Source organism: Pusillimonas sp. T2, assembly GCF_002236805.1.
Taxonomy (GTDB): domain Bacteria; phylum Pseudomonadota; class Gammaproteobacteria; order Burkholderiales; family Burkholderiaceae_B; genus Neopusillimonas.
In genome coordinates, this window is record NZ_NIQA01000002.1 from 313,241 (window position 1) to 332,341 (window position 19,101).

At 57.7% G+C, this 19,101-nt stretch carries 17 protein-coding genes; 9 read left to right on the plus strand and 8 right to left on the minus strand.

Annotation, left to right across the window (positions count from 1 at the left end):
* Nucleotides 1-12 precede the first annotated feature (12 nt).
* Nucleotides 13-873, minus strand: a complete 861-nt coding sequence (locus PuT2_RS04585; protein ID WP_093969842.1) for an MBL fold metallo-hydrolase — start codon at nucleotides 871-873, stop codon at nucleotides 13-15.
* A gap of 118 nt (nucleotides 874-991) precedes the next feature.
* Here PuT2_RS04585 and PuT2_RS04590 point away from each other — a divergent pair, with 118 nt between their 5' ends.
* The 4 genes from PuT2_RS04590 to PuT2_RS04605 are packed head-to-tail and all read left to right on the plus strand — an operon-like array spanning nucleotide 992 to nucleotide 3,915.
* Nucleotides 992-1,324 (plus strand): helix-turn-helix transcriptional regulator, encoded by a 333-nt coding sequence (locus PuT2_RS04590; protein WP_093969843.1) that lies wholly within the window; start codon nucleotides 992-994, stop codon nucleotides 1,322-1,324.
* Nucleotides 1,314-1,745, plus strand: a complete 432-nt coding sequence (locus tag PuT2_RS04595) for a YeeE/YedE family protein (RefSeq protein WP_093969844.1) — start codon at nucleotides 1,314-1,316, stop codon at nucleotides 1,743-1,745. Before PuT2_RS04590 ends, PuT2_RS04595 begins: the two co-directional genes overlap by 11 nt.
* Before the next feature lie 25 nt (nucleotides 1,746-1,770).
* On the plus strand, nucleotides 1,771-2,187 hold the full coding sequence (locus PuT2_RS04600; RefSeq protein ID WP_093970078.1) for a DUF6691 family protein: 417 nt from the start codon (nucleotides 1,771-1,773) through the stop codon (nucleotides 2,185-2,187).
* A gap of 18 nt (nucleotides 2,188-2,205) precedes the next feature.
* Nucleotides 2,206-3,915: a SulP family inorganic anion transporter gene (locus PuT2_RS04605; protein WP_093969845.1), complete on the plus strand. Its 1,710-nt coding sequence runs from the start codon at nucleotides 2,206-2,208 to the stop codon at nucleotides 3,913-3,915.
* On the opposite strand, the gene PuT2_RS04610 is transcribed toward PuT2_RS04605, so the two are convergent.
* Nucleotides 3,912-5,702: a ClcB-like voltage-gated chloride channel protein gene (locus tag PuT2_RS04610; protein WP_254046936.1), complete on the minus strand. Its 1,791-nt coding sequence runs from the start codon at nucleotides 5,700-5,702 to the stop codon at nucleotides 3,912-3,914. The genes PuT2_RS04605 and PuT2_RS04610 overlap by 4 nt on opposite strands.
* Before the next feature lie 9 nt (nucleotides 5,703-5,711).
* Complete coding sequence (locus PuT2_RS04615) at nucleotides 5,712-7,556, minus strand: phosphoenolpyruvate carboxykinase (GTP) (protein WP_093969846.1); 1,845 nt, start codon at nucleotides 7,554-7,556, stop codon at nucleotides 5,712-5,714.
* A gap of 178 nt (nucleotides 7,557-7,734) precedes the next feature.
* On the opposite strand from PuT2_RS04615, the gene PuT2_RS04620 reads away from it, so the two are divergent.
* The 4 genes from PuT2_RS04620 to PuT2_RS04635 all read left to right on the plus strand — a co-directional run bounded on the left by PuT2_RS04620 (nucleotide 7,735) and on the right by PuT2_RS04635 (nucleotide 12,288).
* Nucleotides 7,735-8,928, plus strand: a complete 1,194-nt coding sequence (locus PuT2_RS04620) for an ABC transporter substrate-binding protein (RefSeq protein ID WP_093969847.1) — start codon at nucleotides 7,735-7,737, stop codon at nucleotides 8,926-8,928.
* A 2-nt stretch (nucleotides 8,929-8,930) separates the two neighbouring features.
* On the plus strand, nucleotides 8,931-9,380 hold the full coding sequence (locus PuT2_RS04625) for a MarR family winged helix-turn-helix transcriptional regulator (protein WP_093969848.1): 450 nt from the start codon (nucleotides 8,931-8,933) through the stop codon (nucleotides 9,378-9,380).
* 87 nt (nucleotides 9,381-9,467) lie between these two features.
* The gene (locus PuT2_RS04630; protein WP_254046937.1) at nucleotides 9,468-11,195 is read left to right on the plus strand and encodes an FAD-dependent oxidoreductase; all 1,728 of its coding nucleotides are present in this window, start codon (nucleotides 9,468-9,470) and stop codon (nucleotides 11,193-11,195) included.
* 28 nt (nucleotides 11,196-11,223) lie between these two features.
* A complete protein-coding gene (locus tag PuT2_RS04635; protein WP_093969849.1) occupies nucleotides 11,224-12,288 on the plus strand; it encodes a maleylacetate reductase in 1,065 nt (354 codons plus the stop codon).
* Between the two features lie 15 nt (nucleotides 12,289-12,303).
* Here the strand turns inward: PuT2_RS04635 and rmuC are convergent, their stop codons facing one another.
* The gene (gene rmuC / locus PuT2_RS04640) at nucleotides 12,304-13,854 is read right to left on the minus strand and encodes a DNA recombination protein RmuC (RefSeq protein ID WP_173862509.1); all 1,551 of its coding nucleotides are present in this window, start codon (nucleotides 13,852-13,854) and stop codon (nucleotides 12,304-12,306) included.
* Nucleotides 13,855-13,911: 57 nt separating this feature from the next.
* Nucleotides 13,912-14,742 (minus strand): 3-methyl-2-oxobutanoate hydroxymethyltransferase, encoded by an 831-nt coding sequence (gene panB / locus PuT2_RS04645; RefSeq protein ID WP_093969850.1) that lies wholly within the window; start codon nucleotides 14,740-14,742, stop codon nucleotides 13,912-13,914.
* An 83-nt stretch (nucleotides 14,743-14,825) separates the two neighbouring features.
* On the opposite strand from panB, the gene PuT2_RS04650 reads away from it, so the two are divergent.
* The gene (locus tag PuT2_RS04650; RefSeq protein WP_093969851.1) at nucleotides 14,826-15,671 is read left to right on the plus strand and encodes an aldo/keto reductase; all 846 of its coding nucleotides are present in this window, start codon (nucleotides 14,826-14,828) and stop codon (nucleotides 15,669-15,671) included.
* 47 nt (nucleotides 15,672-15,718) lie between these two features.
* Here the strand turns inward: PuT2_RS04650 and PuT2_RS04655 are convergent, their stop codons facing one another.
* The 3 genes from PuT2_RS04655 to PuT2_RS04665 are packed head-to-tail and all read right to left on the minus strand — an operon-like array spanning nucleotide 15,719 to nucleotide 19,052.
* Nucleotides 15,719-17,185: an MFS transporter gene (locus PuT2_RS04655; RefSeq protein WP_093969852.1), complete on the minus strand. Its 1,467-nt coding sequence runs from the start codon at nucleotides 17,183-17,185 to the stop codon at nucleotides 15,719-15,721.
* Nucleotides 17,182-18,072, minus strand: a complete 891-nt coding sequence (locus tag PuT2_RS04660; RefSeq protein ID WP_093969853.1) for a TIGR00730 family Rossman fold protein — start codon at nucleotides 18,070-18,072, stop codon at nucleotides 17,182-17,184. Before PuT2_RS04660 ends, PuT2_RS04655 begins: the two co-directional genes overlap by 4 nt.
* Nucleotides 18,073-18,107: 35 nt before the next feature.
* Nucleotides 18,108-19,052 carry a Gfo/Idh/MocA family oxidoreductase gene (locus PuT2_RS04665; protein WP_093969854.1) on the minus strand — a complete coding sequence of 315 codons (945 nt, stop codon included), beginning with the start codon at nucleotides 19,050-19,052 and terminating at the stop codon, nucleotides 18,108-18,110.
* Between the last annotated feature and the right edge of the window lie 49 nt (nucleotides 19,053-19,101).

The following is a 19,101-nucleotide window of genomic DNA, read 5'->3' on the forward strand; positions in this document are numbered from 1 at the left end:
AAACAGCTTCGCCTACAACATATTGACCGGGATCTTCAGATAGCTAACCCCGTTGTCTTCTGTGGGCGGCATATGGCCGGCCCGGATATTGACCTGTACCGACGGCAAAATAAGCGTCGGCATATCGAGTGTGGCGTCACGCTGCGTGCGCATGGCCACGAATGCGTCTTCAGAAATGCCATCGTGGATGTGAATATTATGGGCCCGCTGCGCCGCCACCGTGGTTTCGAACTGCACATCGCGACCCTCGGGCGGGTAATCGTGGCACATGAACATACGTGTTTCGGGCGGCAAGCTAAGCAACTTGCGCACCGAACGATATAAGGCGTGGGCATCACCGCCGGGGAAGTCGCAACGCGCCGTGCCGACGTCGGGCATAAACAGCGTATCGCCCACAAACACCGCATTACCGATCTTGTAGGCCATGCAGGCCGGCGTATGGCCTGGCACATATAAGGCCTCGCCCACCAAGCCACCAATACTGAAAGGCACGCCTTCGTGGATGAGAGCATCGAACTGGCTGCCATCAAGCTGGAAGTCGGGTTCGAGATTGAAGATTTTTTTGAATACACCCTGGACCTGAGTGATATTGGCGCCGATCGCGATTTTCCCGCCCAGTTGTTTGCGCAAGTAAGGTGCAGCCGAAAGGTGATCGGCGTGGGCATGGGTTTCGAGGATCCATTGCACACGCAAATTGTGCTGTTTAACAAACGCAATTACCTGGTCAGCCGAATGCGTGCGCGTGCGACCGGACTTTGGGTCGTAATCGAGGACCGAATCAATGATGGCGCATTCTGAGCCTGGCTTTTCGTAGACCACATAGGTCACCGTCCAGGTTGCCGGGTCGAAGAATCCTTTAACAATGGGGTTCATGAGACACCTTGTATGCATAAGCGGAAGAGAATGCAGTCATTATATTGATTTATATAATATGTGTAAATATAATATATCGGAGTTCACAACATTCTGGTTTGATCACCGTCAACACATCATGGAACAAGCCACACTAGATTTACAAGCCATACGTTCGGCGGCCAACGAGGCCTGCCGCCTCATGAAAATATTATCGAATCCCGATCGCCTGCTGCTGCTGTGCCAGCTTACCGAGGGAGAACGCTGCGTGAGCGAACTGGAAGACCTGGTAGGCATCGCCCAACCGACACTGTCGCAGCAGTTGGGCGTACTGCGCACCGAGGGCCTGGTCACCACCCGCCGTGTCGGCAAAAACATTTACTACCAAATTGCCAGCCCGCAAACGTTGGCCATCATGCAAGTCCTGTACGAGCAATTCTGTCACGATCCGGAGCCACACCATGAGCATTGACTGGACAAACTTCACCCCATGGACATCCCTGTCGGGTGGCCTGCTTATCGGCTTGTCGGCCGCGCTGTTCATTTTGTTTTTTGGCCGGGTGCTGGGCATCAGCGGCATTGTCGGCGGGCTGTTACGCCCTGGCGCCGGCGATTTCGGCTGGCGCGTTGCCTTCATTCTGGGCATTTTTGCCGCCCCGTGGCTCTGGCTGCTGCTGGCCGACCCGGTCAACATCGCGATCGAGGCCAATACCCCAACGCTGATTATTGCGGGGCTGCTGGTGGGCCTGGGCACCCGGTTCGGCTCGGGATGCACCAGCGGCCACGGTGTTTGCGGCCTGTCGCGGCTGTCGCCACGCTCGCTGGTGGCTACGCTAAGTTTCATGGCCGCAGGCTTTATTACCGTTTATATCGTGCGCCATGTCGTGGGCTAAGGCGGCTAACTTGAAGGACACCATCATGTTACGTATTTTCGAATTTGCAATCGGCCTGGTTTTTGGGCTGGGTCTGATACTGTCGGGCATGAGCAACCCGGCCAAGGTGCTGGGCTTTCTTGACCTAACTGGCACCTGGGACCCCTCCTTGGCCTTTGTAATGGGAGGCGCCATCATGGTGGGCCTGGTTGCATTCCAGGTCGCCCGCAAACGGACCCAGACATTTCTGGGCGGCGCACTTAAATTACCCACCGCAAAAGATATCGACAAGCGCTTGGTTTTGGGCAGCCTTGCCTTTGGCGCAGGCTGGGGCCTTGCGGGTTTTTGCCCCGGTCCTGCACTGGTCTCACTGGGCTCCGGCGAAATCAAGGCCTTTATTTTTGTAGCAGCCATGCTGGCAGGCATGGGACTTTTCGAGCTTATCAACCGCAGGGCCAAATAAACGGCCAACACCCAAACCATGAAACGACTGCTACCCGACTGGCTGAAACACTACCGGGCCGACAAGCTTTCGGGCGACCTGACCGCCGGACTGATTGTCACGGTCATGCTGATCCCGCAAAGCCTGGCTTATGCCATGCTGGCGGGCCTGCCGCCCGAAATCGGTCTGTACGCCAGCGTGTTGCCGCTCATTGCTTATGCCTTGCTTGGCAGCAGCATGACGCTCGCGGTGGGGCCTGTTGCCGTTGCCTCTCTCATGACGGCCAGCGCACTTGCTCCCCTGGCCGCACCGGGCAGCGCCCAGTATGTTGCTCTGGCAGCGCAACTGTCGTTACTGTCCGGGGTCATGCTGCTAGCCTTTGGCGCGCTGCGCCTGGGCTTTCTGGCCTACTTCCTTAGCCACCCGGTCATCAGCGGGTTTATCTCGGGCTCGGCCATCCTCATCACCATCAGTCAAATCAAGCACCTGTTTGGCATCAACAGCGCGTCGCCCGATGTTTTGGGCATCTTGCACGACGTAATTACCCATTTGCATCAAGCCAACCCGGTAACCACCGTCATTGGGCTGGGTACCCTGGCGTTTCTGGTGGTGGCCCGAAAATGGCTGTCACTATGGCTGCAAAAGCTCGGGGTGTCGGCCCAGCTGGCCGGGCTCTTGGGGCGGCTAGCCCCCATGGCAGCCGTGATTGTCTCGACAGCCATGGTCAGCAGCCTTAACCTCGCCCAGGACGCTGGTGTGCGTATTGTGGGCAACGTACCGCAGGGCCTGCCTGCCCTGCAATTAGTTTTGCCCACATCGGAAGGCATGGCCGCGCTATGGCTACCCGCCTTGCTGATTTCTTTAGTCGGCTTCGTCGAAAGCGTATCTGTCGCGCAGTCGCTCGCGCTTAAACGCCAGCAAAAAATCGTGCCCGACCGCGAGTTGCTGGGGCTGGGCGCTGCAAACGTCGCCAGTGCGTTGTCGGGTGGCTACCCGGTAACCGGCGGCTTCGCTCGATCGGTCGTCAATTTCGCGGCGGGTGCAAACACCCCACTGGCCGGCATTGTTTCGGCGCTGTTAATGGCCGTCGTGATTGCGGCATTTACCGAACTGTTCTACAACCTGCCGCAAGCGGTATTGTCAGCCACCATTATTGTGGCTGTCACCTCGCTTATCGATGTCAGCACACTCAAAGAAACCTGGCACTACGACCGCGCCGACGCACTCTCTTTATTAGCTACTTTACTGGGTGTGGTGTTGCTGGGCGTAGAAGCCGGCGTCATTCTGGGCGTGGCGTTATCGCTGGCGGCCTTGGTATGGCGCAGCAGCCACCCCCATATTGCCGTCGTTGGCCGTGTGCCGGGCACCGAACACTTCCGCAACATCGAGCGCCACAAAGTAGATACTTTGCCTAATTTGCTGGCGTTACGCGTCGACGAAAGCCTGTTCTTTGCCAATGCTGCGCTGGTGCAAAGCAAAATAGAAGCACTCGTCGCCCGCGACCCGAAGATCCGATTCGTTTTGCTGCTGTGCCCGGCTGTCAACCAAATAGACTCTACCGCTCTCGAGGCGTTAACCCAATTGCAAAGCAGCCTTCAGGCAAAAGACATTAAATTTATGCTGGCCGAAGTCAAAGGGCCGGTAATGGATCGCCTGCAAGGGACGACACTCGGGCAACGGTTGGACGGGCTGATTTTTTTAAGTGCCCACGATGCATTTTGCTACGTCGGGCGCCAGTCATCGGCTTAAAAATAAATGCTGTCGCCGCCACTGTCCAGCGAACGCTTCATGGCAAAGTAGGTTTCGAGCACCGACGACTTGTACACAACACCCAACAACTTGGGCTGGTCGCCCCGGGTGACCACCGGCAAGCGCTCCCCCAAAAAATTCACGAACAGTTCCTGCGCCTCATCCAGGCTCATGTCGGGGTGCGCTGGTTTGACGAAATCCAGGCGCAGCACATCGCCAGCCGTCGTCTCGCTGACGTCACTCTGAGTGCGTAGCAAATTGGTCAGGTCTTGCTGGGCAATAACCCCCTGAAACACGCTGTCTTCGTCAACCACATAAACATAACGCACCGGGTAGTCGTTAAACATTTGCAGGGCAACCGATACCGGCGTGGGCGTGGACACCACCGTCACCGCCGGCTTGACCAAATCACCCAACAACGTATTACGTAGACGGTTGCGCAGCAACACGTCACGCTCACGCGTCAGGGTCACTTCGTAAATGGCGACTTCGGCAATGGCACGCGCAACAAAATAGGCCACCACACTGGCCAGCATCAGCGGCAACACCAGCGTAAAGCTATGCGTCATTTCGAAGATCATCAGGACGGCCATGAGCGGCGCCCCAGTACCTGCCGACAAGAACGCCCCCATGCCTACCGCCGTATATAGATAAGGCGACAATGCCAACGACGGGGCTACCCAAGCCAATACTTGGCCAAACAAAGTGCCGACAGCGGCGCCCACAAAAATGGTAGGCGTAAAAACCCCGCCGACAGCGCCTGAGCCCACCGTAAAAGCAGTGGCCAACAACTTGAACACGATGATAAACAACACCGCATACCAGGGCCAAGGCGTGTTTAGCAGCGATGACACAACACTGTAGCCGTTGCCCGATACCGCGGGCAAAAACACCAGCAACATCCCCAGCAAGGCGCCGCCCAGGGCTAGGCGCAACGGTAAAGCCAGGCCGGTGCGCTTAAACAGCGAGCGCGAAAAATCGAGGCCTTTTAAAAAATAAGGTGCCGCAACCCCCGACAGCACACCCAGCAACAACAGGGGTAAGACCGTCACGGCATCGACCATGGGCAAATCGGGCACCGTATAGCTGACTTTGTGATTGGCCAACGTAGACACCGTCAGGCTAGACACCCCGGCAGCAATCAGCAACGGGCCAACCGTTTGGATAGCCATGGTGCCCAAAACAATTTCAGCCACAAAAAGCGCGCCAGCAATGGGCGCACCGTAGGCCGCAGCCACCCCTGCGGCTGCGCCGCAAGCCACGATAAGACGCAGACGAGAGCGGTTGAAAGAAAAGAACCGGCCCAGAATGGAAGCACCCATCGCCCCCAAGTGCACCATTGCCCCTTCACGACCAATCGAGCCGCCGGAAGCCACCGAAAACAGGGATGAGACAGAACGCAGCAACCCTTCACGTACGGACAGCTGCCCATCGCCAATTGCGACAGACTCCATGTAGTCGGAAGGTTTGTTATTGCCGTAACGACCGGCACAGACCAGCAAAATACCGGCAACCAGACCGCCAAACACGGGGGCCAGCAAGCGACCCCACCACGGCAAGGCGTGGATTACATCTTCGACAGCCCCCTGTTGGCCGAAGAACGTACGCTGAAAAATGTGAATGCCTTCGTAGAAAGCCATGGTGGCCAGCGCCCCAAGGACACCGGCCACCATGGCCCATACCAGCATCGCAGGCTGTTGGGACAACCAGCGATAGCCTTGCAAACGGCGCTGTGACGCCACGGGCAAGGCAACCAGACCTGCCCAGAAGCGACGAAGCATGCCCATTGACGCTGCTTAAGCCTGCAGACGAATCGTCAGTTGACTGTGGTGCCGGGGCAGTGCTTCGGGCAAACCGTGACTCAGCTTTTCGAAGAGCTCGGCATGTAGTTCAAGCTCTTTTTTCCAGGCAGCATGATCGACAGCCGTAATCCGCTCGAACAGGTCGACCGTAAACTCAAGGCCTTCCCAATTAAGGTCATCGTAGCGGGGGGTAATGCCCAGCAAGTGCTCTTGCCCGTCGGCCTGGCCCTGGATACGTTCGAGCATCCATTTAAGAACACGCATGTTCTCACCGAAACCTGGCCAGATGAACTTGCCGTTGTCGTCGGTCTGGAACCAGTTGACGCAGAAAATACGAGGCAAGGTTGCATTGGCTTGCTCGAGGCGCTCGCCCATATTTAGCCAGTGCTCGAAGTAGGCGCTCATGTTGTAACCGCAGAACGGCAACATGGCGAACGGGTCTCGGCGCACGACGCCCTGTTGCCCGACAGCGGCTGCAGTAGTTTCGGAACCCAGCGTAGCCGCCATGTAAACACCTTCGAGCCAATTACGCGCCTCGGTAACCAAAGGCACTGTGTCGGAGCGACGGCCACCAAAGATAAAGGCATCGATAGGCACACCGGCAGGGTTGTCCCAGTCGGGGTCGATAACCGGGTTTTGGTCGGCGGCCACCGTAAAGCGGGCGTTAGGGTGGGCTGCCTTGCGACCGCAGTCGGGCGTCCAATCTTTGCCCTGCCAGTCAACCAGGTGGCTAGGTGCCGGGCCCATGCCCTCCCACCAGACATCGCCGTCGTCTGTTAACGCGACGTTGGTGAACAGCACGTTTTCGCGCAGCGTGGCCATACAGTTGTAGTTGGTTTTTTCGTTGGTGCCGGGCGCAACACCAAAATAGCCGGCCTCGGGGTTGATGGCATACAAGCGGCCATCGGCACCGGGTTTGATCCAGGCAATGTCGTCGCCAATGGTGGTGACCTTCCAGCCGGGCAGTGCCGCGGGCGGGATCAGCATGGCGAAATTGGTTTTACCGCATGCCGACGGGAACGCGGCCGCGACGTGCATTTTTTTGCCTTCGGGCGACGTAACGCCCAGAATCAGCATGTGCTCGGCCATCCAGCCCTGGTCGTTGCCCATGGCCGATGCAATACGCAAGGCCAGGCATTTTTTACCCAGTAGCGCGTTACCGCCGTAGCCCGAACCAAACGACCAGATTTCGCGGGTTTCGGGGTAATGAACAATGTACTTTGTGCTGTTGCAGGGCCAAGCGACATCAGCCTGCCCCTGGGCCAGCGGCATGCCCACCGAATGCACACAGGGCACGTAACTGCCATCGGTGCCCAGAACGTCGTAAACCTTACGGCCCATACGGGTCATGATGCGCATGTTGACAACAACGTAAGGCGAGTCGGAGAGCTCGACACCAATATGGGCAATGGGCGAACCCAACGGCCCCATGGAAAAGGGAATGACATACATGGTGCGGCCACGCATGCAACCCTCGAAGAGGCCGTTAAGCGTTTGCCGCATTTGGGCCGGGTCCATCCAGTTGTTGGTGGGGCCAGCGTCTTCTTGCTTTTGCGAACAAATAAACGTACGGTCTTCGACACGGGCCACGTCGGACGGATCGGACCAGGCCAAATACGAATTGGGGCGCTTTTCGGGGTTGAGGCGCCGCAAGGTGCCGCCCTCGACCATCATGTTGCACAGACGGTCGTACTCTTCTTGCGAGCCATCGCACCATTCGATGCGATCGGGTTGAGTCAGTGCTGCGACTTCAGCAACCCATGCTTTCAGGCGCTCGTGGCGCACCCATTCGGGGGCGTTGATGTCAGTAGTAAGTTTGCCGTCGGTAGCAGCGCTCATAAGCCAAGGTCTCCGGGAAAACAGGGCACACCAATGCCCTCAAATAATCGTGGTCAGTAAATAGACCGGGCCATTTTATTACCATTTCGCGACAGCGCATACTGGCCATAAACTTGACACCTTAGTAAGGCATATTTACTATCAGTGCACACAAAAACACAACCACCGGAGGCACTCCATGCAGATGACTAAATTCCTTAAACGCAGTCTCGTTGCGCTGTCCATCGCCTCGATGGGCACTGTGGCGCACGCCGCTGAAGACCTGAAAATCGGCTTCATCCTGCCTATGTCCGGCCCCTTCTCTTCTTATGGCCAACAAATTCTTAACGGCGCCAAAGTGTATATGGCACAGCACGGCGACACCGTCGCCGGCCGTAAAGTCGTCATCGAAGTCAAAGACGACACTGGCGTCGCGCCCGAAGTCAGCAAACGCGCCGCTCAAGAATTCGTTGTGCAAGACAAGGTCGACATTCTGGCCGGCTTCGGCCTGACCCCGTCGGCATTTGCCGTGGCGCCCATCGCAAGCCAGTCCAAAACACCGATGATCGTTCTCAATGCCGCCACTTCGTCCATTACAGAACGTTCCCCCTATATTGTTCGCACCTCGATGACCCTGCCGCAAACCACGGCGCCTATGGCCCAGTGGGCCGCCAAGAACGGCATCAAAAAGGTCTACACGGTGGTGGCTGACTTCGGCCCGGGTCACGATGCTGAAAAGCAGTTCACCAAAACCTTCACCGAAAACGGCGGCGAAATCGTCGGTCAGGTCCGCACACCATTGGCGAACCCCGACTTTTCCCCCTTCCTGGCACGCGTCAAAGACAGCGGTGCTGATGCGGTCTTCCTGTTTGTGCCCGCCGGCGAACAGGGCGTGTCTTTCCTTAAGGGCTACAAACAACGTGGCCTCGACAAGGCCGGCATCAAACTTATTGCCCCGGGCGACCTGACCGACGAAGACGTCCTCGACGCCATGGGCGACGAATCCATCGGCGCAATCACCTCGATGCAGTACGCCGAAGCCCACGACTCTGACTTGAACCGCAAGTACACGCAAGACTATTACAAGGCCAACCCTAACAAACGCCCTAACTTCATGTCGGTTGCCGGTTACGACGGCATGAAGCTGATTTACAGCGTGCTTGAAAAAACCAAAGGCGACGCAAGCGGTGACGCGTTTGTCGCAGCTGCCAAAGGCATGAGCTGGGAAAGCCCGCGCGGCCCAATCACCATCGACCCCGAAACACGCGACATTATTCAAAACATTTACATTCGCGAAGTTAAAAAGGTCGACGGCAAGCTTCAAAACGTCGAATTCGACGTAGTCGAACAGCTTAAAGACCCTGGCAAGGCCGCTGCTGCAGCCGCCAAGTAACTATGTCTGAAGGCGATTTGCACAACGACCTGTGGCGTCATCAAAATGTAGGTCGCCTGCTGAACAACGCCATTACCCGGCTTGAACACCGCGTACTGGACGAAATGCGAAAGGCCGGCCACGGCGGCCTTTCGCTCAGCCACATCACCATTACCCGGAACCTCGACCTGACCGGCACACGAGCCACCGAGCTGGCCCGTCGCGCCGACATCACCAAGCAATCGGCCGGCGAACTGATTGCCCAACTAGAAACACTGGGCTTGGTCGAGCGCCTGCCCGACCCCGAAGACCGCCGGGCAAAAATTGTTTGCTTTACGCCCGCGGGGCTGGCCTGGTTGACTGCCTTCAAGCATGCCCTTGAAATCGCCGAGCAAGAAATGGCCCAAGAAATTGGAGCCGCCTCATTTGCGCAATTACGCAAGGCCTTAAGTCGGTACAACCAGGGCCGCTGATTCGCGCTGCCTTTCGCGCACCTCACTGACACAACGACACAAGATCATCAGTCCTGCCTGTTGACAAATTAGTAAGGCAAACTTACTATGTCGCATAGCCGTGCCAATGCCGATTTCGATGGCACACAAATAACCCAACGACCTACTGGTGAACCCGATATGACTTTACCCAGCATAACTTCTGTCATGATTGTGGGCGGTGGCCCATGCGGCCTGATGCTGGCCAACGAGCTGGGCCGGCGTGGCGTCAGTGCGGTACTGATCGACGAGAAAGCCAGTACGGCTTTCAACCCCCAGGCCAACGCCACCCAGGCGCGCACAATGGAGCACTATCGGCGACTGGGTTTCGCACACGAAATCCGCGACTTGGGCTTGCCCTCTGATTTCCCCACCGACATTGCTTACTTCACGCGTTACGCCACCCACGAGTTGGCGCGCTTTCAGCTACCCTCGGCTGCCGAAGCCAAGAAGAAGATCCATTCTTTATCTGGGTCGTGGAGCGCGGCCGAACTACCTCACCGTATCTCGCAAAAATACGTTGAACAGGTACTGCACAAACACGCCGAGAAACTGCCGGGCATATCTATTAATTTTGGCTGGCGCATGCTGGCGTTTCGCGACTTGGGCGACCATGTCGAGGTAGACGTTGAGTGCGTGGCCGATGGCAAGCAACAAACCATTACCGCCGACTACATGCTGGGCGCCGACGGCCCCCGCAGCAAAACCCGCGAAACCCTGGGCTATCGCTACAGCGGCGAAACGGGCGTTGTGCGCGACTTCATGGGCGGACGTATGTATGCCATTTACGCACGTTGCCCCGCCTTTTACGACGAAGTCCCACACCCCCCGGCCTGGATGAACGTCTGCTTCAACGGCGAGCGTCGCGCTTTTATGGCGGCTGTCGACGGCAAGGGCGAGTTTGCCTTCCACACCCAACTCAAGCCGCACGAATCCGAAGACAACATCACAGAAGCCGACGCGCGGCGCATGTTCCAAATGGCCGTCGGCAAACCTGTTGAAGTCGAAATTTTGTCGCACGGTGCCTGGACGGCAGGCCATGCGCTGGTGGCCGACCACATGCAAAAGGGCCGTGTTTTTATCGGCGGCGATGCAGCACACCTGTTCACCCCGACGGGCGGACTGGGCTACAACACGGCTGTTGAAGACGCCGTTAACCTGGCGTGGAAACTAGCGGCCGTTCTCAAAGGGCTGGCCTCACCCGCCTTGCTTGAGACCTATGAAACCGAACGCCGGCCACTGGCTGTGCGCAACACGGGTTACGCCCGGACATTCGCCGACTCATTAGGGCTCTACACACCTGTCCCGGAAATTGAAGACGACAGCGAAGCCGGCCAAAAGGCGCGCGATGCCGCCGGTGCTTATCTTGCCGGACACGGCCGGGCCGAATTCAATATCCCCGGCATCACTTTTGGCGGCCGTTACGACGGATCGGCGGCGATTGTGTCCGACGGCACGCAACCACCACCCGACGCCGCCAACGAATACACGGCCACAGCCTGCCCCGGCGGCCGCCCGCCCCATTGCTGGCTTTCCGAAACCACCTCGCTGTACGATACCTTCGGATTTGAATGGACCTTGCTGTGCATGAGCCCGGACCAAGCCAGCACACAGGACATCGAGCAACATGCGCAAAAGCGCGGTCTTGATCTTAAAATTGTGCACGCGCCACAAGCCCGCGCCCTGTATGACGCCGACTTTGCCCTGATCCGGCCCGACCAGATCGTGGCATGGCGTGGCAGCAGTGTCGACCGCGCCGGCAAGGCTCTGGCGCAAATACTGGGTTACAACGTTTAAAAAGCAAACTTGCCGGGGACTCCAACACATGCAAACCGACTTTATCTACGAAGCCCTGCCCACCCGCGTGGTTTTTGGCGAAGGCAAACTCGACCAATTACTGCCAGAAATAGAACGACTGGGTGCAAAGCGCGCATTGGTACTGTCGACCCCGCAGCAAGAAGCCTGGGCACAGCAAATTTCTGAAAGTCTGGGCGCGGCCAGCGCCGGCGTCTTTGCAGGCGCTGCCATGCATACACCGGTAAGCGTCACGTTAACGGCCATGGAGCACGTCAAAGCCAGCGGCGCCGACTGCCTCGTTGCCCTGGGCGGCGGATCTACCATTGGCCTGGCCAAAGCCATTGCCGTGCGTACCGGGTTGCCGCAAATCGCCGTACCCACCACCTACGCCGGCTCAGAAATGACGCCCATTCTGGGGCAAACCGAAAACGGCATAAAAACCACCATACGCCAGCCGGTCATACAACCCAAAGCCGTAATTTACGACGTTAACCTCACACTGACACTGCCTGTAGGCATGTCGGCCACCAGTGGGCTAAACGCTATGGCGCATGCCGTCGAAGGCCTTTACGCCCAAGACCGCAACCCTATTATTTCGCTGATCGCCGAAGACGGCATCCGGGCCATGGCGTATGCGCTGCCCATTATTGCTCAATCGCCGCAAGACAAAGAAGCCCGACTACAAGCCCAGTACGGCGCGTGGCTGTGCGGGATTTGCCTAGGGTCGGCCGGCATGGCACTGCATCACAAGCTGTGCCATGTACTGGGGGGGTCATTTGACTTGCCACACGCCGAAACCCACGCCATTATGCTGCCGCACACCGCTGCCTATAACACGCCAAACGCGGGCGAGGCCATGTCGCGCGCCGCACGGGCGCTCGGTACCGACGACGCTGGTCAGGGGCTTTGGCAGTTGGCTAAAAACATTAATGCGCCCATGGCGCTCAAAGACATCGGCATGGCCCAGGCAGACATCGAAAAAGCGCTGGACATCGCCCTGAAAAACCCCTACTGGAACCCCCGCCCCCTTGAAGCCAACAGCCTGCGCGGCCTGCTGCAGAGAGCCTGGGCGGGCGAGCCGCCCCAACCTTAAAAACGCCGCGCCCCATCAAGCATCGGCAGTTTTATCGGGCTCGGGTTGGGCTACCAACAGTTCAAGCTTTTCAATATCAATGTCAGTATGCAGGGGCTCGATAGCCGGCATGGTTTTATTGGCTTTAGCAGACAGCTCGTTAAAGCGTGAGACCTTGCCGTACAACCCCTGCCGGCCCGCCAACGATGTAACAGCGCGGTTGTAGTGGTTATTTGCGGTACCCAACGTGTCGCCCAGTTTTTTAAGGTTTTCGGCTACCACAACCACTTGGTTATAGATTTCGCCGGCTCGGGCGCTGAGCTCTTGCGCCTGTGCATTGCTGCGCGACACCATCCAGAGGTTCGCCACCGTCTTAAGTATGGGCATCAGCGTGGTGTGCGAGACCATAACCACATTGCGCTGATAGCCATAGTTGAACAGGTCTTTATTGAATTTTAGGGCTTCGATGTAAGCCGACTCGATCGGCATGAACATCAGCACGAAACTGGGACTACGCATGCCGATAAGGTTGCTGTAGTCTTTGCGTGACAAGTCATCGATGTGATTGCGTACGGCCTTGACATGAGCCTCCAGCGCGGCGTCGCGCTCGGCATCGGTAGCCGCCGACAGCGCCCGGTCGTAATCCACCAGCGACACTTTACTGTCGATCACCATATGCTTGTCATCGGGCAGCTTGATGACGAAGTCGGGGTGACGGTACTGGCCTTCAGTATCCTGGAAGCGCAATTGCGCATCGTAGTGGTCCCCTTTGACCAGCCCGGCCAGCTCAAGCGTACGCTCAAGCTGGATCTCGCCCCAATTACCCGTGGTTTTCTTATCACCCTTAAGCGCCAGCGCCAGGCTATTGGCCTCGCTACTCATGCGCAAACCGACTTCCAGCACTTGCTTGATTTCAGCCCCCAACGATGCTTGACCTCGCACCGACGCATCGTGCACCTGATTAATGCGCTGCTGAAATGCGGAAATTTGCTCGCGAAACGGTTTAAGCAAGCTGTCGAGCGACGACTGGCTGTTTTGCGCAAACGTCTTACCCTTCTCTTCCAGTATCTGGTTGGCCAGATTCTGGAATTCGTTCTTAAGCTGTTCACGCGACTGATCGAACGATTGGCGCAAGGTATCGAAACTGGCCTGCTTTTCGTCGTACTCGGCCTGAAGCCGGGTGAGCTGCCTGTCGATATCAGCAAACCGGCCTTGTAAAGATGTCAGCTCACGTTCTTTATCGACAACGTTGTCGCGGGCCTCATCGAGGCGTTCGCGCAAATTACGGGTTTCGGATTCGAGCCCGGCCACTTTACGATCGAGCTGCTGCTTGTCGTCGTCAAGCTCGGCCAGGCGCAAGGTTTGCTGCTGACGTTGCGTGTCGGCCTCGGCCAGCCGCGCGTCAAGCTGGCGGGCTCGCCCTTCGGACTCGGACAAACGAAAATCGGCCTGTTGGCGGTCAAGCTCGGCCTGCCTGCGCACCGCCGCCAACACCCCCCGGAAGTAGAGCGCCGACACGAGCACACCCAACAGCACGCCGGCCAGCACCCAACCCACAAGCGCGATTTCGTTTCCCTGGAAATTCACCGTTTACCTTCACTTTTCGTTTGCATAACCTGATCGTCGCCCAAATGGAGCGACGCCTTAGCTGACATTCTTCTTGACGCCGAAGCAGTGGTCCAGCGTGGGGAAGGTGCCATCGCGTACGCTGTCGGCATACTGCGCCGCCGCGTCGCGAATCAGCGTAGCCGCATCACCAAACTGCTTTGCAAATTTGGGGATGCGATCGCCACTTAAACCCAGAATGTCTTCGGTCACCAAAATTTGGCCATCACATGCCGGCGACGCGCCTATGCCAATGGTTGGAATAGACAAGGCCTCGGTAATGCGACGCGCCAGCCCTTCGGCCACGCCCTCAAGCACGACCCCAAAGGCGCCGGCTTTTTCGTGTGCCAGGGCGTCCTGGAAAATACGTTCGGCTGCAACGTCGTTAAGCCCTTGCGCCTTGAAGCCCCCCATCGTATTGACGTGCTGCGGCATCAGGCCGACGTGCGCCAGCACAGGCACGCCCCGTTCGACCAGAAACTGGGTCGTGGGCGCCATCACGGCACCGCCTTCAAGCTTGACCCCCGCCACGCCGCTCAGCGACATCATGCGAGCTGCACTACGAAAAGCCTGCTCGGGGGATTCTTGATAGCTGCCAAAAGGCATGTCGACAATAATGCAGGCCCGACGGGTGGCGCGCACGACAGCCGCCGCATGCGCGGCCATTTGGTCGACAGTGATGGACAAGGTGTCGGGCAGCGCGTAACCCACCATCGCGGTAGAGTCGCCGATCAAGATCATGTCCTGACTGTCGTCGAGCAAGCGCGCAATAGGCGCAATGTACGCCGTCAGGGACGCAATCTTCTTTTGGCCCTTGTAGGCCATTAACTGCGGAACGGTAAGCCGCTTAACCTCGGTATGTATACTCACAGAGTGCTCCTGGATGACTGCGCATTATTGGCCGTAGGTTCAAAAAAGGGGCATACCCTGTTTCAAGCTTTACGGAGATACGCATGTCCTCTATTGTAAATAGCGTCAAGTTCCACGACGGTAACACAGCGCCCCGCGTAGGTTTTGGTGTGTGGCAAATTGAAAACGACGTGGTCACGCCAGCAGTACAGACAGCCATTGAATCGGGCTACCGCCTGATCGACACTGCGGCCATTTACGGTAACGAAGAAGGCGTCGGCCGTGCCATTAAAACCTGTGGGCTTGACCGCAAAGACCTGTTCATTACCACCAAACTCTGGAACGATCGCCATGGCTACGACGAAACCATGGCCGCGTTCAACGAAAGCATGGACAAGCTTGACCTGGACTACGTCGACCTGTACCTGATTCATTGGCCCGCGCCGAAAATTGGTCTGTATGTTAAGTCTTGGAAGGCCCTGATACAACTGCGTGACGAAGGTCGGATCAAATCAATCGGGGTGTCGAACTTTAACAAGAACCACCTCGAGACGCTGCTTGATGAAACCGGAGTGCTGCCGGTGGTGAATCAAATCGAACTGAACCCCCGCTTTCAGCAGCCCGAATTGCGTGAGTTTCATGCACAGCACAACATAGTGACCGAATCATGGAGCCCCTTGGGTCATGGTTTGCTATGGGACAACCCCGTATTGACCCAAATTGCCCAAAAGCACAAGCGCTCGTTAGCCCAGGTGGTGCTGCGCTGGCACTTGCAACTAGACTGCATGGTGATCCCGAAATCGGTCAACCCCGAACGCATGCGCGAAAACCTGGCGCTTTTCGACTTTAGCCTCGACGAACAAGACATGGTCGAAATTGCGGCGTTGCATGATGCAGAGGCCCGCCATGGGCCCGACCCAGAGCGATTCAGGCTACCCAAGGCCGGCTGACGACGGCCACGGCCAATACCCCGGGCGGCCGCCCGGGGCTTCTGGGTTCAGGCAGCCTGCTGCCGACGCGCCTGATCGCTTTGACGTTTGGCGGTCACCACCCGCGCCATGGCCCAAAACGCAAGCGCGGGCGCCAGCGCAAACAACAAGAACAAGGCTTGCGACGCCTGCACGGCGCCCACCACGCCCCCCGGGTCGGTCATGCCGGCCGCGTTAACGACCATGCCGCCCAACGTCGACCCCAGCGCCAACGCATACAACTGAACGGTAATCATGCCAGATGACGCAATGCTTTCTTGCCCCGACGGTGCGCTGCGGAAAACCTGAGCCAGCAAGTGCGGCCAGCACATGCCAATACCCAGACCCACACCAAGCAAAGCCAGACTAAGCACCCATACCCAGCCAGTGTCAAAAGCATCGAGCCATGGCACCAGTACCAACAGCGCCAACAAAGACAACGCCGTCACCGCGGGGCCGCTACGCATTAAAAAGCGGGCGACCGCCGGCCCCCGGCCCGAGCTGGAAATAGAGCCAATCGTCCAGCCCATGGACATGATCGCCGTCATGTAGCCTGCCGCCAGGGGTTCGAGGTCATGAATGGTTTGTAAGAAATACGGCACAAAGATTTCGACGGTAATTGCAGCACTCATGAGCGCGACGCATGCGTAGATACTGCCCATGGGTTCGCGTAATGAATAGGAGCCCTCGGGCAACCAGCGAACGGTGCCTGGGCGTTGCTCTAGTCGGACCACGTAAATGGCAATAAGCACCCCCGCCAAAATGCCCAATGCATTCCAGGTGACTGCCGTCGACAAGCTACCCGCTGAAACAGCCAGCACCGACAACACAATGAGCGCGACCTTTCCCACGGGCACATTCACGCGCTGACGGGGCGCATCGGCATTACTGACGGTGTTTTCGTTGATTTCGCGGATGACCAGCCACGCCAAACCGGCCGCTACCGGCAAGATGGCGCCAAAAGCCCACCGCCAATGACCCGACTGGGCAAACATGCCGCCAATAGCAGGGCCGCTGAGCGTCGCCACCCCCCACATGCTCGACGTCAAACCCATGGCGCGCGTCCAGAGTCGCTCTTCGAAAACCACACGAATGGACGAATAACACAACCCCAGGAGCAAACCGCCTCCCAGGCCCTGAATCGTGCGACCAAACAGCATAAGCGCCATAGAGGGCGCCAGCGCACAAAGCGTCGTGCCCACGGAAAACACCACAATGGCCACCAAAAACGCCTTCTTCAACCCCAAGGTATCGAAGGCCTTGGCCGACAGCGCCGATGCCATGATTGACGCTGCGACGAACAACGTCATGTTCCAGGCGTAATACTCGAGGCCGCCGATGTCACGCACCACAGAAGGCAATATGGTCGTGGCGATATAAACATTGACGGCGTGCAGTGCCACGCCACCGGCCACGGCCAGCGAACGCAAACCGTTGCGCCCCGAAAGCAATTCCCCCCACGAGGCTTGCTGCCCCGACCCTGCATGCTGACTCATATAACCCCTTTGGGTGGAAGGCGACAATCGTCGCAGTCTGGATAAAATCGTTCAAGAATGGCCACGACTTCGTCGGCCGTTTCGACCACACTGACCAGATCGCGATCTTGCGGTGAAATCATGCCTTCCTCGACCAGGAAGTCCAAGTCGACCAAGCGAGACCAGAATGACTTGCCGACCAACACGATAGGCATGCGCGCCATTTTCTCGGTTTGCACCAGCGTTAGCGCCTCGAAGAGTTCGTCGAGCGTGCCGAACCCACCCGGGAACGCCACCAATGCGCGCGCCCGCATCATGAAATGCATTTTGCGCAACGCAAAATAATTGAAGTGAAAACACACCGTCGGGCTGATATACGGATTGGGCTCTTGTTCATGGGGCAAAGTGATATTTAGCCCCACGCTCAAGGCATCGGCTTCGAAAGCGCCGCGGTTACCGGCCTCCATGATGCCGGGGCCGCCGCCGGTTACCACCACAAACTGGCACGGGCTGTTGACCTGAAAACGCTTGGACACGATATGCGCAAACCGCCGTGCCTCTTCGTAATATCGAGAGTAATGCACCTGCTTCGCGGCTTTGGCTAGTGCCTGTTGGGCCTGGGGATCTTCGGGATGACGCGCAGCGTTTTCGGTGGCTTGACTCAGCACATGCTGGGCCTGTTCAGCCGGCAAGATACGCGCGCTGCCAAAAACCACAATGGTCGATTCGATATGGTTTTTGCGTAGGTAATACTCGGGCTTGAGCAGCTCAAGCTGCAAGCGTACCGGCCGCAGGTCTTCGGCCTCCATGAAGTCGGCGTCTTTATAGGCCACGCGGTACGAGGGACTATCGATGAGATTTTGCTTTAACGCAGAAAGTTGTTCAGGAGTAAGTTTGTGACTGGGCATTATTGTTCTTCATTGAAGGGACCAAGGCGTTTGGGTCAGGCCAAGCTGCGTTCAAGGCGATCAAGGGTTTCGTAGGCCGACAGCACCCCGGCCACGCCCGATCGCGGTTCGCGCCCCGCCTGGATGGCCTCGAAAAACTCGCGATCTTGCAGCTCAATGCCGTTCATGGACACGTCGACACCCGATAAGTCGACCGGGCGGCCATGCCCATCGACCAGCTCATCGTAGCGCGCAATGTACGTGCCGTTGTCGCAGATGTACCGGAAAAAGGTACCCTGCGGACCATCATTATTGAACGAAAGCGTGAGTGAGCAGAGCGCCCCCGAGGGCACCTGCAACTGGATCGACATATCCATGGCAATGCCCAAATCGGGGTGCGGCGGCCCCTGCATGGCATGTACGCGCGACGCAGTCTGGCCGGTTTGGTACTGAAACAGGTCAACGGTATGACAGGCATGGTGCCAGAGCAGATGGTCTGTCCAGCTACGGGGCTCACCGGCCGCATTGATATTGCTGCGGCGAAAAAAGAACGTTTGCACATCAAGATGCTGCAACGTGAGCTCGCCCGACAAAATGCGGCGCCGGATCCATTGGTGCCCCGGGTTGTAACGCCGCGTGTGGCCCGCCATGGCCACCACCCCGACTTGTTGCTGTAATGCGACTATTTTACGTGCATCGTGCAAGTTATCGGCCATAGGGATTTCAATTTGAACCGGCTTTTTTGCGTTTAAACACGCAATGGCCTGCGCGGCATGAACCTGGGTTGGGCTGCACAAAATAACCGCATCAACATCATTGCGCGCCAGGCTTTCGTTCAGGTCGAGCGTGACGTGCGGCACCCCAAAACGCGCGGCAACGGCCTGCGCCTGCGCCAAACTGCGCCCCCCAACCACCGAGCTGACGGCCACGCCATCGATGGCGGCGATGGCATCCAGGTGCTTTTGGCCAAAAGCGCCAAGTCCCACAATACAAACCTTCATTTCAGACCTTTAGACTTCGACAAGCCTCAATAAAATGCGTGAAGCGTTT

Excerpts from the sequence above, each read along its gene's own strand:
- PuT2_RS04605 (WP_093969845.1), top strand. The coding sequence starts at position 2,206 with ATGAAACGACTGCTACCCGACTGGCTGAAACACTACCGGGCCGACAAG.
- PuT2_RS04620 (WP_093969847.1), top strand. The coding sequence starts at position 7,735 with ATGCAGATGACTAAATTCCTTAAACGCAGTCTCGTTGCGCTGTCCATC.
- PuT2_RS04630 (WP_254046937.1), top strand. The coding sequence starts at position 9,468 with ATGTCGCATAGCCGTGCCAATGCCGATTTCGATGGCACACAAATAACC.
- PuT2_RS04665 (WP_093969854.1), bottom strand. The coding sequence starts at position 19,052 with ATGAAGGTTTGTATTGTGGGACTTGGCGCTTTTGGCCAAAAGCACCTG.
- PuT2_RS04650 (WP_093969851.1), top strand. The coding sequence starts at position 14,826 with ATGTCCTCTATTGTAAATAGCGTCAAGTTCCACGACGGTAACACAGCG.
- PuT2_RS04625 (WP_093969848.1), top strand. The coding sequence starts at position 8,931 with ATGTCTGAAGGCGATTTGCACAACGACCTGTGGCGTCATCAAAATGTA.
- PuT2_RS04615 (WP_093969846.1), bottom strand. The coding sequence starts at position 7,556 with ATGAGCGCTGCTACCGACGGCAAACTTACTACTGACATCAACGCCCCC.
- PuT2_RS04610 (WP_254046936.1), bottom strand. The coding sequence starts at position 5,702 with ATGGGCATGCTTCGTCGCTTCTGGGCAGGTCTGGTTGCCTTGCCCGTG.
- PuT2_RS04600 (WP_093970078.1), top strand. The coding sequence starts at position 1,771 with ATGTTACGTATTTTCGAATTTGCAATCGGCCTGGTTTTTGGGCTGGGT.
- PuT2_RS04590 (WP_093969843.1), top strand. The coding sequence starts at position 992 with ATGGAACAAGCCACACTAGATTTACAAGCCATACGTTCGGCGGCCAAC.
- PuT2_RS04595 (WP_093969844.1), top strand. The coding sequence starts at position 1,314 with ATGAGCATTGACTGGACAAACTTCACCCCATGGACATCCCTGTCGGGT.
- PuT2_RS04660 (WP_093969853.1), bottom strand. The coding sequence starts at position 18,072 with ATGCCCAGTCACAAACTTACTCCTGAACAACTTTCTGCGTTAAAGCAA.
- PuT2_RS04585 (WP_093969842.1), bottom strand. The coding sequence starts at position 873 with ATGAACCCCATTGTTAAAGGATTCTTCGACCCGGCAACCTGGACGGTG.
- PuT2_RS04655 (WP_093969852.1), bottom strand. The coding sequence starts at position 17,185 with ATGAGTCAGCATGCAGGGTCGGGGCAGCAAGCCTCGTGGGGGGAATTG.
- PuT2_RS04635 (WP_093969849.1), top strand. The coding sequence starts at position 11,224 with ATGCAAACCGACTTTATCTACGAAGCCCTGCCCACCCGCGTGGTTTTT.